This is a genomic window from Corticibacter populi, assembly GCF_004217315.1.
Taxonomy (GTDB): Bacteria; Pseudomonadota; Gammaproteobacteria; order Burkholderiales; family Burkholderiaceae_C; genus Lampropedia; species Lampropedia populi.
Genome location: NZ_SGWR01000005.1, coordinates 351,864 through 366,747, shown reverse-complemented (window position 1 = coordinate 366,747; position 14,884 = coordinate 351,864). Strand labels below are relative to the sequence as shown.

Sequence of the window (14,884 nt, the reverse complement as noted above, 5' to 3'; positions counted from 1 at the left end):
GCCTCGGTGGCGGATGGCGTTGCGGCAGGGTCGGTGGGCGGCTGGTCTTGTGGTGTCATAGATTGGAGAGTGTGCGTCACGGCCCGCGTGGGGCATGGCGCAATATACACCGGCACATCGGTGCGCCGGCCTTGCCCGCCCTGCCGGCGGGAGCAAAGGACCGGCCGGTAGGCCCGGCATGGACCTGCAAAGAAAAAGGGCCACGCATGGGCCCTTCGGAAATCCGGCGCAGCCGGCAGTCGCATGGCCAGTCGCACAGCCAGACGCCGTGCGGTGGCCGCAATCAACGATCAGCGATCAGTTGCGGCTCTTGTCGACCAGCTTGTTCTTGGCGATCCAGGGCATCATCGAGCGCAGCTGACCACCGACGACCTCGATCGGATGTTCGGCAGTGTTGCGGCGGCGTGCCGTCATGGACGGATAGTTCAGGCGCCCTTCCTGGATGAACATCTTGGCGTAGTCACCGTTCTGGATGCGCTTGAGCGCGTTGCGCATGGCTGCGCGCGACGTCTCGTTGACGACTTCGGGGCCGGTCACATACTCGCCGAACTCGGCGTTGTTGGAGATCGAGTAGTTCATGTTGCCGATGCCGCCTTCGTAGATCAGGTCGACGATGAGCTTCAGCTCATGCAGGCACTCGAAGTAGGCCATCTCGGGCGCATAACCGGCCTCCACCAGCGTCTCGAAGCCCATCTTGATGAGCTCGACGGCGCCGCCGCACAACACGGCTTGCTCGCCGAACAGATCGGTCTCGGTCTCTTCCTTGAAGCTGGTCTCGATGATGCCGGCCTTGCCGCCGCCATTGGCCATGGCGTAGGACAGCGCCAGATCACGCGCCTTGCCGGATTGATCCTGGTGCACGGCGATCAGGTGCGGCACACCGCCGCCCTGGGCGTAGGTGCTGCGCACGGTGTGACCAGGCGCCTTGGGGGCAACCATCCAGACGTCCAGGTCCGCGCGCGGCACGACCTGGTTGTAGTGCACGTTGAAGCCGTGTGCGAACACCAGCGAGGCGCCCTTCTTGATGTTGGGCTCGACCTGCTCCTTGTAGACGGCGGCGATGTCCTCGTCGGGCAGCAGGATCATGACCACGTCGGCCTTCTTGACCGCCGCGGCCACTTCCATGACCTTCAGGCCGGCGGCCTCGGCCTTGGGCCAGGAGGCACCGCCCTTGCGCAGGCCGACGATCACCTTGACCTTGCTGTCGTTGAGGTTCTGAGCGTGCGCGTGGCCCTGGCTGCCATAGCCGATGATGGCCACGGTCTTGCCCTTGATGAGGCTGAGATCACAGTCCTTGTCGTAAAAAACTTTCATGGTTTGCTCCTGCTTGGGTTGTTCAAAAAAAAGGGGTGCTGAAAAAAGGGGCCGGCCGCCCGGCGCAATGGAAGGGCGGCCGGCCGAGGCATCACACGCGCAGAATGCGCTCGCCGCGGCCGATGCCGTTGGGGCCGGTGCGCACCGTCTCCAGGATGGCACTGCGGTCGAGCGCGCCCAGGAAGGCGTCGATCTTGCCCTGATCACCGGTCAGCTCGATGGTGTAGCTCTTGTCGGTGACGTCGATGATGCGGCCGCGGAAGATGTCGGTGGTGCGCTTGACCTCCTCACGCTCCTTGCCGGAGGCGCGCACCTTGACGATCAACAGCTCGCGTTCGGTGTAGGCGCCCTCGGTGAGGTCGACGACCTTAACGACCTCGATGAGGCGGTTGAGGTGCTTGGTGATCTGCTCGATGGTGTCGTCCGAACCCACCGTCTGGATGGTCATGCGCGAGAGCGACGGATCTTCCGTCGGCGCCACGGTGAGGGATTCGATGTTGTAGCCGCGTGCCGAGAACAGACCGACAACGCGCGAGAGCGCACCCGGTTCGTTCTCGAGCAACACTGCAATGATGTGTCGCATGGAGGGACTCCTCTTTTCGCCGCCCTCGCCCCGGCACGGTAATGCCCGGGTCTGGCTGGCAATTGATTCATCTGGCGAAGATGGAAACCCAGGGCAGCAGCCGTTGCGGCCCTGGCGCGGGGGAAGGGAAAACGGGAATCAGTGTGCCGCAGCCGGCGCGTTCACAGGTCGTCGGCGCCTAGCAGCATCTCGGTGATGCCCTTGCCCGCCTGCACCATCGGAAACACGTTCTCGCTGGGGTCGGTGCGGAAGTCGAGGAAAACCGTGCGGTCCTTGAGCTTGCGCGCCTCGCGCAGCGCCCCTTCGACATCCTGCGGCCGCTCGATCAGCAGGCCCACATGGCCGTAGGCCTCGGCCAGCTTGACGAAATTGGGCAACGCATCCATGTAGCTGTGGCTGTAGCGGCCGGAGTATTCGATCTCCTGCCACTGGCGCACCATGCCCAGATATCGGTTGTTGAGCGCGCAGATCTTGATCGGCGTGTTGTACTGCAGGCAGGTCGACAGTTCCTGGATGTTCATCTGCACCGAGCCCTCGCCGGTGATGCAGAAGACCTCGCTCTGCGGCTTGGCCAGCTTGATGCCCATGGCGTAGGGAATGCCCACGCCCATGGTGCCCAGCCCCCCGGAATTGATCCAGCGGCGTGGTTCATCGAAGCGGTAGTACTGCGCGGCCCACATCTGGTGCTGACCAACGTCGGAGGTGACATAAACGTCATCGCCGCGGGTCATGTTCCACAGCGTCTCGACCACGTACTGCGGCTTGATCACGTCCTTGTTGCCACGGTCGTAATCGAGGCACCGGCGTTCGCGCCAACCTTCAATGGTGTTCCACCAGTCCTTGAGCGCAGCCGGATCGGGCCGCTCGTCGGTCTCGTCCAGCATGCCCAGCAGTTCGGTCAGTACGTCCCTGCAGTCGCCAACGATGGGCACCTGCACCTTGACACGCTTGGAGATCACCGACGGATCGACGTCGATGTGGATGATCTTGCGCTCGTTCTGCGCGAAATGCTTGGGGTTGCCGATCACCCGGTCGTCGAAGCGCGCACCAATGGCCAGCAGCACATCGCAGTTCTGCATGGCATTGTTGGCCTCGATGGTGCCGTGCATGCCCAGCATGCCCAGGAACTTCGGGTCGGAGGCCGGGAAGGCCCCCAGCCCCATCAGCGTATTGGTGACCGGCACGCCCAGCTTGTCGGCCAGGGCGCGAAGCTCGCCGGTGGCATTGGCCAGGATCACGCCGCCGCCGGCATAGATATAGGGACGCTTGGCCGCCAGCAGGTATTGCAAAGCCTTGCGGATCTGCCCACTGTGGCCCTTGCGCACCGGATTGTAGGAGCGCATCTCCAGCTTGTCGGGGTAGCCGGCGAATGCCACCTTCTTGAAGGACACATCCTTCGGGATGTCGATCACCACCGGGCCGGGCCGACCCGAGCGCGCGATGTGAAAAGCCTTCTTGACGGTGATGGCGATGTCCTCGGCGTTCTTGACCAGGAAGTTGTGCTTGACGATCGGGCGGGTGATGCCCACGGTGTCGCACTCCTGGAAGGCATCCTGGCCGATCGCCGCGGTGGGCACCTGGCCGGAGATGATCACCATCGGAATGCTGTCCATGTAGGCGGTGGCAATGCCGGTGACGGCATTCGTCAGGCCCGGCCCGGAGGTCACCAGGGCCACGCCCACCTCGCCGGTGGCGCGGGCGAAGCCATCGGCCGCGTGCACGGCGGCCTGTTCATGGCGCACCAGCACGTGCTGCACGGCCTCCTGCCGGTACAGCGCATCGTAGATGTACAGCACCGCGCCACCGGGATAGCCCCAGATGTGCTTGGTGCCTTCAGCGGCGAGGCATTGAATGAGGATGTCGGCGCCCATCTGTTCGGCGGGGGCGCGCGATTGCGCTGCAGCGGACGCTGCAGACTGGTGTTCTGCCTTGGAGATTTCCATGAGATGAACCTGCTGAGAATTTCAAAACTGAAAAACCTGCGGTGCCCATTGCCAAGCTCTTGTGGAGCCGACTCAGGACTTGGGAGCGTGGCCATGGACGGGTAGCCGGCGCTTTCGCGCCTGTCGAACCATGCTCCGTTTGCAAAGTCGTAAACGGTGTGCGGGGCATTATTGCACTGAATCACCGGCAATTCCCGCGGCTGCCCGAAAATTTTGCGCCACTCGGCGATAATGCGACGCTTTGGCATGGGTGCTGCGGCATCCGTGGCGGCCTTGGACCGCCCTGCCGCCACCCTACCGTGGCCATAACGCCGCATGGGGTCCGCAGCCATCCCCAGAATCAGAAATTCCCAGAACCAGAGCCGCCCGCCGCAGATGCGGGAACGGCATCATCACTGGCAACGCAAACACCTTGGCTTCCGAGCAAGAACTCTCCCAATTCCTTGAAGAGGTGGAAAAACGCGCCTTCAAACGCGCCTACTTCCACGTCAAGGACGAAGATGCCGCGCTGGACATCGTGCAAGAGAGCATGATGCGCCTGGCCGAGAACTACGCCGACAAGCCCATCGAGGAAATCCGGATGCTGTTTGGCCGCATCCTGACGAACTCGACGCTGGACTGGTTCCGGCGCCAGAAGACCCGCAACGCGATCTTCACCAACATGAGCGAGTTCGAGCGCCATGACGACGAAGGCGGTGCCTTTTCGCTGCTGGACACCTATGCCGGACCGGACGGCTCGCAACTGGTGGAAAGCGCCGAGGATGCGACCGGCCGCCGGCAGGTGTTCGAAGCCATCGAAAGCGCACTGAAAAAGCTGCCAGCACGTCAACGCGAAGCTTTCATCATGCGTTACTGGGAAGACATGGACGTGGCCGAGACCGCCGCGGCAATGGGCTGCTCCGAAGGGAGCGTCAAAACCCACTGCCACCGGGCCGTACAGGCACTTGGCAACATGCTCTCGGGCATGGGAATCAGCTTATGACAAACACCAGCAACGATTGGACCACCGACGCCCGCAGCGAGATCGAGACGGAACGCCTCGGTCGTGCGCTCGCCAGCCAGTTGCGGCAAGGCGAGGCCGCGCTGGGCCACGACATCACCGCGCGCCTGCGCGCAGCACGCATGCAGGCGCTGGAGGCGCACCGCAAGGCTCTGGCCACCCAGCCCGCCGATCAGGCCATTGCATCATCCCCATCCCGCTCGGTATGGTGGAAACGCCTGCTGGCGGCGGTGCCGATCGCCGCGGCTGGTGCGGGCGCCATCTTCATGCAGGGCGCCGTCAGCGACGATGGCGCAGCGGAGATCGTGGATGTCGACGTCAAGCTGCTCTCCGGTGATGTGCCGCCGCAGGCCTTTGCCGACCCGGCCTTCCTCGAATACCTCAAGAACCGCGCCCAGGCGCCTGCGGCCAAGGCACCCGCTGCCGCAACGCAACAACCCTGAGCGGGGCCGCCGCAGCGACGCAATCGCCCCCCCTTATTGCCCTGATGGCAGATTCCTCGTCCCACCACAGCTTCAATGAACCCTCCCGCCCGCCGCTGGCGGGCGTTGCCGTTGCCGCAGTGCTGCTGGCGGCGTTGCTGGGGGTGTGGAACCAGAAGCAGCGGCCGCTGCTCTCGCCAACCCTGCCGCCCGGCCTGGTCTATGACGGTCCCTTGACCCTCTCCGGGCATCCATTGCCACCGCTGGTGCCGGCTGCTGCCAGTGCCGCCGGGCAACCAGCGACCTCCAGTCCGCAGACGCGGGGCATCCACATCACGCGGCCGATCTGGCGCGATCTCTCGGATCAGCAGCAAACCGTGCTGGCAGGGCTGGAGCCGGTGTGGCCCTACATCAGCAATGCGGAGAAGCGCCGCTGGCTGGCAATTGCCCGGCAGGCCCGCAGCATGGAGCCCGAACAGCAGCAGCAACTCATTGCCAACATTGCCGACTGGAGCCATCTCAGCGAAGCGCAGCGCATGCAGATCCGCCAGCAGTACCGCCAGTACGAAGCGACGCAAGCGGATTCGGATGCGGGTGATGCCGTGCTGATCCAGCAAGCCTGGCTCGACTTCAGCGCGCTGGACGAAGCCGAGCGGCGCCAATGGGCCCGCAAGGCCGCCGGCATCACCACCGCCAAGAAACGTCCGGCCACCCGCCGCACCGCGCTGGTGCGCATTCCGGCCGCCAGCCAGGCCAGGCCGGGGCTTTCCAACCTGCCCAAGATTCCGCTGGAGCCGGTGTCCTTCCGCCAGGTCGGCAGCGCTGGCGCACCACCCCAGGCGGCCAGCGCCATCACCCATGTGGAGGCGCCCAGCGCTATGCCAGCCGCCCCACCATCCGGCAACGGCAGCAGCGATGGGAAGCGGGTGATCTACTGGAATGGCATCCCGATCACCCCACCCGATCCCCTGCCCCCGGTCTACGCCAATTGAGGGAATGGCCGGCTGACACCGGCTGATGCCAGGTGACGACCAACCTGGCACCGTCACCTCCTGCTGCTACCATTACGGCCGCCATGACACACACCGCAGCATCCGCCCCGCCTGCCGCCTCCAGCCAGCGCCCCCTTCCTCAGCAAACGCAGCAGACACTGCAGGCCCCTGGCATCACACGCCGCATGGCCGCCTGGCTGTACGAAGGCATGCTGCTGTTCGGTGTAGTGTTCATCGCCGCCTACCTGTTCGGCACACTCAGCCAGACGCGCAACGCCATGGACAACCGCGTGGTGCTGCAGGGCTTCATCTTCACCGTGCTCGGCATCTACTTCGTCTGGTTCTGGCACAAGGGCCAGACGCTGGCCATGAAAACCTGGCGCATCCGCATCACCGATCGCGATGGTCGTCCCGTCAGCCAAACCCGAGCCACGCTGCGCTACCTGCTCAGCTGGATCTGGTTTGCCCCGATGGTGGTTGCCGCGTTCTGGCCCCACGGTCTGCCATGGGCCGAGGTGCTGGTGCTGCAGACCGGCTGGATACTGGTCTGGGCGATCCTGGCGCGCTTTCATCCCACCCGCCAGTTCTGGCATGACGCCTGGGCCGGCACAAGGCTGGTCCACGATGATCGCCCCGCCAAGGGCGCGCCCAAGGCCTGAGCCCCTGGCCGGCACTTTCACCGGATCGCTCCCGCCGATTTTCCGCGCACCCGATTCTTCCTCCCATGTCCGATCTTCACGACTCCCGCAAACGCGGCCTCGCCCGGCTGGTCTCGGCCTTCAGGAATTCCATGGCAGGCTTTGCCGCCGTATGGCAGGAGCCGGCCTTCCGCCAGGAGAGTGCACTGGCATTGGTGCTGGTGCCCGCCGCCTTCTGGGTAGGACAAAGCTGGGTCGAGGTAGCCCTGCTGTGTGCACTGGTGCTGCTGGTGCTGGTGGTGGAAATCCTCAACTCGGCCATCGAGGCCGTGGTCGACCGGGTCGGACCCGAATGGCATGCGCTCTCGAAGTCCGCCAAGGACATGGGCAGCGCCGCCGTACTGCTGAGCCTGCTGCTATGTGCACTGGTCTGGGGCTGGGCCATTTATGAAAGACTGACAGCATGAACCAACCCGCTTTTTCGATTTGTGTGTATTGCGCCTCGCGCGACGGCACGGCCGCTCAAATCCGCCAGGCCGCCCAGGACGTCGGCGAATGGATCGGCCGCCATGGCGGCCAGCTTGTCTATGGCGGCGGCAAGACCGGGCTGATGGGCATCGTCGCACGCGCCACCCGCGACGCCGGCGGCCGCGTGGTCGGCATCATTCCCACCGCGCTGGTCGACAAGGAACTGGCCAACCAGGATTGCGACGAACTGCACGTGGTGGAGACCATGCACCAGCGCAAGGCCATGATGGCCGCGCGCAGCGATGCCTTTCTGACCCTGCCCGGCGGCATCGGCACCTTCGAGGAACTGTTCGAGATCTGGACCTGGAAGCAACTGGGCTACCACGACAAACCCATCGGCATTCTCAACGTCAATGGCTACTACGACGGCCTGCAGCAATTCCTGCAGCACTGCGTGGCAGGCGGCTACCTCAGCGACTGGCAGATGGACCTGATCGCCAGCGATGCCGATGCCCAGACGCTGCTGAAGTCCCTGGTGCAGGCCGCCGGCATGAATGCCGAGAACGGCCAGTTGCTGCAGCAGAACATCTGAAGAAACCTCCTCGCCCGAGGGCGAACCGCGTCACTGCGCCGCCATGCCGCGCAGGCTCTCGCTGACCGGCCGGCGCAGCACCCCGCGCAGCCCCCACCAGCCGGCCAGCCAGGCCAGCACGGCACCGGCGAGCGCGCCGGCGAGCGGCACCCACCAGGGCGCATTCCAGCTGAAGTCGAACACGAAGCGCGCCAGCGCCCAGCCCACGGCCATGGCCACGGCGCTGGCAAGCGCACCCGCCAGCGTACCCACGCCCAGCAACTCGGCACGCTGCACGCGCGCGAGCAGGCGGCTGCTCGCGCCCATGGCGCGCATCACCGCATACTCCCGGGCCCGCTCGTCGCGCGTGGCGGTGACGGCCGCGAACAGCACGATCAGCCCGGCCGCCAGCGCGAACAGGAACAGGAACTCCACCGCCTGGCTGACCTGCCCCAGCACCCGCTGCACCTGCGCCAGCGTGGCCGTCATGTCGACGTTGGTGATGTTCGGGAATTGCCGCACCAGCGCATTGTCGAAACCGGGCTGGTCCGGCGCCCGGTAGGCGGCCAGGTAGGTCACCGGCAGATCAGGCATGGCCGCCACCGGGTACAACACGAAGAAATTCGCATTCATGCTGCCCCAATCGAGCTTGCGCAGCGAGGTCACAGTGGCCTCGTGCACGATGCCGCCGATGTCGAAGCGCAAGCGATCGCCCAGGTGAATGCCCAGGCGCTCGGCGATCTCCACCTCCATGCTCAGGCCGTCAGCCTCACCGGGCGTCCAGCGGCCCGCCACCACTGCATTGCCCTCGGGCAGGCGGTCGGCGTGGCTGAGGTTGAATTCGCGCTCGACCTGGCGCGCGGCATCCTCGTCCGCATAGTCGCCGGCGCTGACGGCGCGGTCATTGATGGCGGTGAGGCGGCCACGGATCATCGGATACCACTGGTACTCGCTCACACCACCTGCGCGCAGCGCCTGCTGGAAGGCCTCGGCCTGGTCCGGCTGGATGTTGATGACGAAGCGGTTGTTCGCATCCGGCGGCGCGGACTGCTGCCAGCTCGCCAGCAAATCGGTACGCAGCAGCACCAACAGCACCAGCGCCAGCAGGCCCACGGCGAGGCTGCTGACCTGGATGACCGCAAACCAGGGCCGCGCGGCAATCTGCCGCGTTGCCAGCAGCAGCCAGCTCGGCGCGCGGCCTTCGCGCACCAGCGTGCGCAGCGCCCGGATGGCCAGCGCAGCCAGCACGGCGAACAGCAGCACCGCCAGAGCGAACCCGCCTACGGCAATGCCGCCCAGGCGCGCATTGCCGCTGACGACGAAAAGCAGCACGGCAAAACCCGCCAGACCCGCTGCGATGACGCCGCGCGAAGCCGGCCGCAATGCGCCCACGTCGCGGCGCATCACGCGCAGCGGCGGCACCTGCGCCAGTTGCAGCACCGGCGCCAGCCCGAAGGCCAGCAGCAGCGTCAGGCCCATGCCAAGGCCCAACAGCACCGGCCAGCCGCTGGCCGCCGGCAGGCTGACCTGCACCAGCCCCGCCAGCATGGCGATGAAGACATGGTGCACGGCATAGCCGATCAGCACGCCGGCCAGACTGGCGAACAGGCCGGCCAGCACGAATTCCAGCAGATAGGCGCCGATGATGGCGCGTTGGCTCAGCCCCAGCACGCGCAGCAGCGCCGCCCCGTCGAGGTGCCGCTGGGCAAAGGAGCGTGCCGCCAATGCCACGCCGACGGCCGCCAGCAGCGCCACCAGCAAGGCCACCAGCCGCAAAAAGGATTCGGCGCGCTCGATGGTGCGCTGCATCTGCGGGCTGCCGCTCTCGAGCGTCATCAGGCGCAGGCCGCGCTCGGCGCCGGCGTCGATGCGCTCCTGCGCGTCGCGCACGAAGCGCGCCAGCGCCGGCGCGTCATCGCCCGCGACCAGCAGGCGCCAGTTCAGGCGGCTGGCTGGCTGCACGAGGCCGGTGCCCTCCAGTTCATCCATGCGCATCATCACCCGCGGCGAAAAGCTCATGAAACCCGCGCCCCGGTCGGGCTCGAGGGTGATCACCCGCGCAAGCCGGAAGGCGGCATCGCCCAGGTGCAGGGTGTCGCCCAACTGCAGCTCAAGACCGGCCAGCAGCGCCGCGTCGGCCCAGACCTCGCCGCGGCCCGGACCATCCGGCGCGGGCTGGCCCGTGGCCATCAACGCCGCATTGCCCAGGTCGGAGCGCCACTGCGTGCTGGTCTGCACGCTGCCGCGCAGCGGATAGGCGGGCTCGACCGCCTTGAGCGACACCAGCCGGCTGGCGCCGCCCTGGGCATCATCGGCACGTGCCATGGTCGGAAAAACCACCGTCACCGCGCTGCGCAGGCCCAGCGACTGGGCCTGCGCGCGCATCGCATCATCGATGCCATGGTCGCTGGCCACCACGGCATCGCCGCCGAGCAGTTGGCGCGCATCGCGCTGCAGGCCACCCTGCAGCCGATCGGCGAAAAAACCGACCGCCGTCAGCGCCGCCACGGCCAGCGTGACGGCCATCAACAGCACAGTCAGTTCGCCAGCGCGCAGGTCGCGCCGCAGACTGTTCCAGCCAAGGTGCAGGATTCGGGCGAAGGGCGAAGAGTGAGGATCGGACATGGCGGCTCGGCAAGGGATTGCACCCATTCTGGCATTTCCACGCCACAAGCCGCAGCGGCACACCTCTCACCCTTGCATTGCAGGCGGTTTTTGCCAGGGTGGGCCGCACGGCGCCGAGCGAGGCCCCACCATGTCCGCCAGAGCCGCTCGATACAATGCGGGGCTTCGCCTCCCACCCTGCCTTGCCTCCATGGATACCGCGACCGACCTGCCCCGCATCAAGCCCGAGGCCTTGTATGAAGACAAGCACCTGCTGGTGCTCTTCAAGCCGCACGAGCTGCTGAGCGTGCCCGGGCGGGGCGAGCACAAGCTCGACTCGCTGAGCTGGCGCGCCCAGCAGTATTGGCGCAACGCGCTGATCGTGCACCGGCTGGACATGTCCACCTCCGGCCTGCTGGTGATGGCACGCAGCCCCGAGGTGCACCGCGCCCTCTCGATCGCCTTTGCCGAGCGCCGCGTGCACAAGCGCTACACCGCCGTGGTGCATGGGCAACTGCAGCCCCCCGTCAGCGCCGATGGCTGGGGACTGATCGACAAGCCGCTGATGCTTGACTGGGAGCGGCGGCCACTGCACATCGTCGATACCGAGCACGGCAAGCCCAGCCAGACGCGCTGGCGCATCATCGACATGGCAGAGGCATCCTCTGGTACCGGCCCGGCATATGGCGTGCCGCACACCCGGCTCGATCTGGAACCCGTCACCGGCCGCACCCACCAGTTGCGCGTCCACCTGCAAAGCCTCGGCCACCCGATCCTGGGCGACCCACTTTACGCCAGCGGCACAGCACTGGAGGCCGCACCGCGCCTGCTGCTGCACGCGCGCGAGCTGGCATTCACACACCCCGTCAACGGCAAGGAAATGCGTTTCGAGCGGCCGCCGGAGTTCTGACCATCTGCTGACGATTTTTTTCATGAGGCCCACCTGTCGCCAACCCTCTTCCCAGCCATGACCGCAGCCACCCGCATGCCAGCCCCATCCAACACCCTCACCATCCTCACCGGTGCCTCGCGCGGCATGGGCCATGCCATGGCCGAGCAATTGCTACGGCAACCGGGCACCGGCACGCTGCTGTGCCTCTCGCGCCAAAGCAGCGATGCGCTGGCAAACCTGGCCTGGCAACACGGCAAGACCCTGCTGCAATGGCAGGTCGACCTCGCCGATGCTCCGGCCGTGGCCGCGCGACTGCAAGACTGGCTGCTCGCCCAGACCGATGAGTCGTGGGATGAAGTGCGGCTGATCAACAACGCCGGCGTGATCCCGCCGATCGCACCGCTGGCGCACACGGCCGCCGCCGACATCGCCCAAGGCCTGCGCGTGGGGCTGGAGGCGGCCATGGTGCTGAGTGCGGTCTTCCTGCATGCCACCGGCCACTGGCCGATGCCGCGCAAGCTACTCAATATCTCCTCGGGCCTGGGGCGCTACCCGATGGCCTCGCAGGCGGTGTACTGCGCCGCCAAGGCCGGCATCGACCACTTCAGCCGCTGCGTGGCATTGGAGGAAGCGCAGCACCCCAATGGTGCAAAGGTCTGCGCGCTGGCGCCTGGCGTGGTGGCCACCGACATGCAGCAGCAATTGCGCAGCGCCGCGCCCAAAGACTTTCCGGACGTGCAGAAATTCATCGGTCTGCACGCCACGGGCAGCCTGCAAAGCCCGGCAGCGGCGGCAGCGCTGGTGCTCGCGCGCCTGGCGCGCGAGGACTTCGGCAACGAACCCATCGCGGACGTCCGCAAGTAAGCACCCACCCTGCTGCTGCGGCGGCGACCGGGCCCTGCCATCAATCGGCCTGCAAGGGTTTGACCATCAGGATGTGCGGCACGCCTTCCTCATCGAAGGGCTCGCCGTCCGCCACATAGCCGATGCGGCGGTAGAAGGCTTCGGCCTGGCACTGCGCGTGGAGTTCGAGCAACCGGTCGCCGCGCTGCCGCGCGGCCTGTTCCAACGCCGCCATCACCTGCGCGCCAAACTGGCCGCCGCGCAGGCTTTTCTCCACGCACACCCGGCCGATGCGGCCCAGTCCCGGCCCAGGCTGCAGCAGCCGGCCGGTGGCAATCGCCTCCCCGAGCCGGTTGTAGACCACGGCATGCAGAGCGGCCTCGTCGCGGCCATCCCATTCCTCGGCCTCGCCAAACCCCTGCTCCTGCACGAAGACACGGCGGCGCAAGCGGCCGGCATCACGGCCGAGATCGTTCCAGGAGCCGATGGCCGAGCGGCTCATGGCCTCCCCGGCCGCAAAGGCATCGAGCACACCGCGCATCGAGGGCGGAATCGGCTGCGAAGTCTGGCTGGCGGGGTCGGCGAACACATAGATCAGTTCGCCCGAGACCAGCAGCCGGGTATCGCGGAACATGCCCACCGTCATGGTCAGCGACGAGCGGCCGAGCCGCGCCACCTGCACGCCGATATCGAGCTGGTCATCGAGCTGCGCCGAGGCGTGGTATTCGAGCGTGGCCTTGCGCACGTAGAGATCCCCGCCGAGGGCCTGCATTGACAAGGCATACGGCAGCGCCAGCGCGCGCCAGAAATCCATCATGGCGCTGTCGGCATAGGTGAGGTAATGGCCATTGAAGACGATTTGCTGCATGTCCACCTCGGGCCAGCGGACCCGGTGACGGGCAAGGAAGCGGAAATCACTGCGCAACATGACAATCTTTCATTCTGAATTTCGGGTGGAAGGTTGGGTGGACGGCTCAGGCAACGGAAAGACCAGGCCGGCCATCGGCATGGGTCCGGTGGTCAATAATACGGGCCCGCTCCGCACACGGATGTCAAAACAGAGTCATGACCGCCCCCCAACCCACGCCTGCCCCACGCCCGTCGCCCTCCATCGGCATCCTGCTGTGCAACCTCGGCACCCCCGACGAGCCGACGCCCGCCGCAGTGCGCCGCTACCTGGCCGAATTCCTGGGTGACCCGCGCGTGGTCGAAATCCCACCGCTGCTGTGGAAGCCGATTTTGCACGGCATCATCCTGCGCCGCCGCCCCGCCGAATCGGCACGCAAATACCGCAGCGTCTGGACGGAGGACGGCTCGCCATTGCTGGCTTACAGCCAGAAACAGGCGAGCCTGCTGCGCGGCTGGCTGGGCGAGGCCGGGCTCGGGCCGCTGCAGGTCGCCCTTGGCATGCGCTATGGCTCACCCGGCATCGTTGCGCAGCTCGAGACCTTTCGCGCCCAGGGCATCGAGCGTGTGCTGGTGGTGCCGCTCTACCCGCAGTACTCGGCCACCACCACCGCCAGCGTGCTCGACCAGATCCACCAATGGAACATGCGCCAGCGCAACATGCTGGATCTGCGCATCATCAAGGATTACGCGGCGCATCCCGGCTACATCGCCGCGCTGGCGCGCCGCACACTCGAGCACTGGCAAACCCATGGACGACCGGACAAGCTGGTCATGAGCTACCACGGCATCCCGCAGCGCAACATCGACCTTGGCGACCCCTACCAGCAGCGCTGCCTGCTGACGGCGCGCCTGCTGGCCGAGCAGTTGGGCCTGCGTGAATCGCAGTATCGCGTGACCTTCCAGTCGCGCTTTGGCCGTGCCCAATGGCTGCAGCCTTACACCCAGCCGACGCTGGAAGAAGAGGCCCACCAGGGCCTGCAGGTCGTCGATGTGATGTGCCCCGGCTTTGCGAGCGATTGCCTGGAAACCCTCGAGGAAATCAACATGGAGGTGCGCGAGGCCTTTCTGCACCAGGGCGGCAAGGCGTTCCGCTACATTCCCTGCCTCAACGACCATCCGTCCTGGATCGACGGCCTCGGCGATTTGGTGCTGGAAAACCTGGGCGGCTGGCTACCAGCCGACGCCATCGCCCGTCAGCCACGCGGCTCCAGGACCTGAGTCCTCGACCCTTGGCTCACCCGCCGGCCGGGGCCGGCCGCAGCAGCGCCCACTGCAGGCTGGCCATGCCGAGCACCAGCACGAAATAGGTAAGCACCCGGCCATCCTCGCCGCCAAGCACCAGGCCGGCGAGCAGGATGGCGCTGCCGAACAGACCGCTGGCGGCCAGGTTGGCCCACCAGGACAGGCGCCATGGCTGGTGCCGATACACCAGCCGCGACAGCGGCACCAGCAGCAAGGCCACGCCCCAGGCCGGCGCCAGCAGGGTCAGGAAATGGACGATGAAAGTCGGAATGGACATGCAACGGACACGCTAGTGCGAAGTAGCGAAAATGGCGGAAATCTCGGCGCATGAACAGCTTCTGACGCCTGCCTGGCAGGCTATCACCAGCCGAAAATCGTGAAGAAAAATCATTCTCACCGCTGGTTTTGCGCCATGTCAACAAATGCGCCACAAGCAAAGACCACGCAGTGTACGCAAATCCTT

General features: G+C 66.2%; 15 protein-coding genes. 9 read left to right on the top strand and 6 right to left on the bottom strand.

Translation table 11 applies throughout. The features are described 5' to 3' along the window. Nucleotides 1–297: 297 nt before the first annotated feature. The 3 genes from ilvC to EV687_RS18220 form a co-directional block, all read right to left on the bottom strand. Nucleotides 298–1,314 (bottom strand): ketol-acid reductoisomerase, encoded by a 1,017-nt coding sequence (gene ilvC, locus EV687_RS18230; protein WP_122225788.1) that lies wholly within the window; start codon nt 1,312–1,314, stop codon nt 298–300. A 91-nt stretch (nt 1,315–1,405) separates the two neighbouring features. Beyond that, entirely contained in the window at nt 1,406–1,897 is a 492-nt protein-coding gene (ilvN, locus tag EV687_RS18225; protein ID WP_122225787.1) for an acetolactate synthase small subunit, read from the bottom strand. A 161-nt stretch (nt 1,898–2,058) separates the two neighbouring features. Next, nucleotides 2,059–3,840 (bottom strand): acetolactate synthase 3 catalytic subunit, encoded by a 1,782-nt coding sequence (locus EV687_RS18220; protein WP_122225786.1) that lies wholly within the window; start codon nt 3,838–3,840, stop codon nt 2,059–2,061. A 412-nt stretch (nt 3,841–4,252) separates the two neighbouring features. On the opposite strand from EV687_RS18220, the gene EV687_RS18215 reads away from it, so the two are divergent. From EV687_RS18215 to EV687_RS18190, 6 genes are all read left to right on the top strand, one after another. Further along, complete coding sequence (locus tag EV687_RS18215; protein WP_122225785.1) at nt 4,253–4,822, top strand: RNA polymerase sigma factor; 570 nt, start codon at nt 4,253–4,255, stop codon at nt 4,820–4,822. Then, nucleotides 4,819–5,283: a DUF3619 family protein gene (locus EV687_RS18210; RefSeq protein WP_122225784.1), complete on the top strand. Its 465-nt coding sequence runs from the start codon at nt 4,819–4,821 to the stop codon at nt 5,281–5,283. The genes EV687_RS18215 and EV687_RS18210 overlap by 4 nt, the downstream gene beginning before the upstream one ends. Nucleotides 5,284–5,327: 44 nt before the next feature. Beyond that, nucleotides 5,328–6,254: a DUF3106 domain-containing protein gene (locus EV687_RS18205; RefSeq protein ID WP_122225783.1), complete on the top strand. Its 927-nt coding sequence runs from the start codon at nt 5,328–5,330 to the stop codon at nt 6,252–6,254. A gap of 185 nt (nt 6,255–6,439) precedes the next feature. Further along, entirely contained in the window at nt 6,440–6,913 is a 474-nt protein-coding gene (locus EV687_RS18200; RefSeq protein ID WP_242612722.1) for an RDD family protein, read from the top strand. A 65-nt stretch (nt 6,914–6,978) separates the two neighbouring features. Next, the gene (locus EV687_RS18195) at nt 6,979–7,359 is read left to right on the top strand and encodes a diacylglycerol kinase (RefSeq protein ID WP_122225781.1); all 381 of its coding nucleotides are present in this window, start codon (nt 6,979–6,981) and stop codon (nt 7,357–7,359) included. Continuing rightward, nucleotides 7,356–7,952, top strand: coding sequence for an LOG family protein (locus EV687_RS18190; protein ID WP_122225780.1), 597 nt, complete (start codon nt 7,356–7,358; stop codon nt 7,950–7,952). Before EV687_RS18195 ends, EV687_RS18190 begins: the two co-directional genes overlap by 4 nt. Before the next feature lie 30 nt (nt 7,953–7,982). Here the strand turns inward: EV687_RS18190 and EV687_RS18185 are convergent, their stop codons facing one another. Next, nucleotides 7,983–10,556, bottom strand: a complete 2,574-nt coding sequence (locus EV687_RS18185) for an ABC transporter permease (RefSeq protein ID WP_122225779.1) — start codon at nt 10,554–10,556, stop codon at nt 7,983–7,985. Nucleotides 10,557–10,746: 190 nt separating this feature from the next. On the opposite strand from EV687_RS18185, the gene EV687_RS18180 reads away from it, so the two are divergent. Then, the gene (locus EV687_RS18180) at nt 10,747–11,445 is read left to right on the top strand and encodes an RluA family pseudouridine synthase (RefSeq protein WP_122225778.1); all 699 of its coding nucleotides are present in this window, start codon (nt 10,747–10,749) and stop codon (nt 11,443–11,445) included. A gap of 57 nt (nt 11,446–11,502) precedes the next feature. Beyond that, nucleotides 11,503–12,291, top strand: coding sequence for an SDR family NAD(P)-dependent oxidoreductase (locus EV687_RS18175; RefSeq protein WP_242612716.1), 789 nt, complete (start codon nt 11,503–11,505; stop codon nt 12,289–12,291). Between the two features lie 40 nt (nt 12,292–12,331). Here EV687_RS18175 and EV687_RS18170 read toward each other — a convergent pair whose 3' ends face one another. Beyond that, nucleotides 12,332–13,198 carry a YbgC/FadM family acyl-CoA thioesterase gene (locus EV687_RS18170; RefSeq protein WP_122225777.1) on the bottom strand — a complete coding sequence of 289 codons (867 nt, stop codon included), beginning with the start codon at nt 13,196–13,198 and terminating at the stop codon, nt 12,332–12,334. Between the two features lie 137 nt (nt 13,199–13,335). Here EV687_RS18170 and hemH point away from each other — a divergent pair, with 137 nt between their 5' ends. Further along, nucleotides 13,336–14,397 (top strand): ferrochelatase, encoded by a 1,062-nt coding sequence (gene hemH, locus EV687_RS18165; protein WP_122225776.1) that lies wholly within the window; start codon nt 13,336–13,338, stop codon nt 14,395–14,397. A 16-nt stretch (nt 14,398–14,413) separates the two neighbouring features. Here the strand turns inward: hemH and EV687_RS18160 are convergent, their stop codons facing one another. After that, nucleotides 14,414–14,698 (bottom strand): hypothetical protein, encoded by a 285-nt coding sequence (locus tag EV687_RS18160; RefSeq protein ID WP_122225775.1) that lies wholly within the window; start codon nt 14,696–14,698, stop codon nt 14,414–14,416. Nucleotides 14,699–14,884 lie beyond the last annotated feature (186 nt).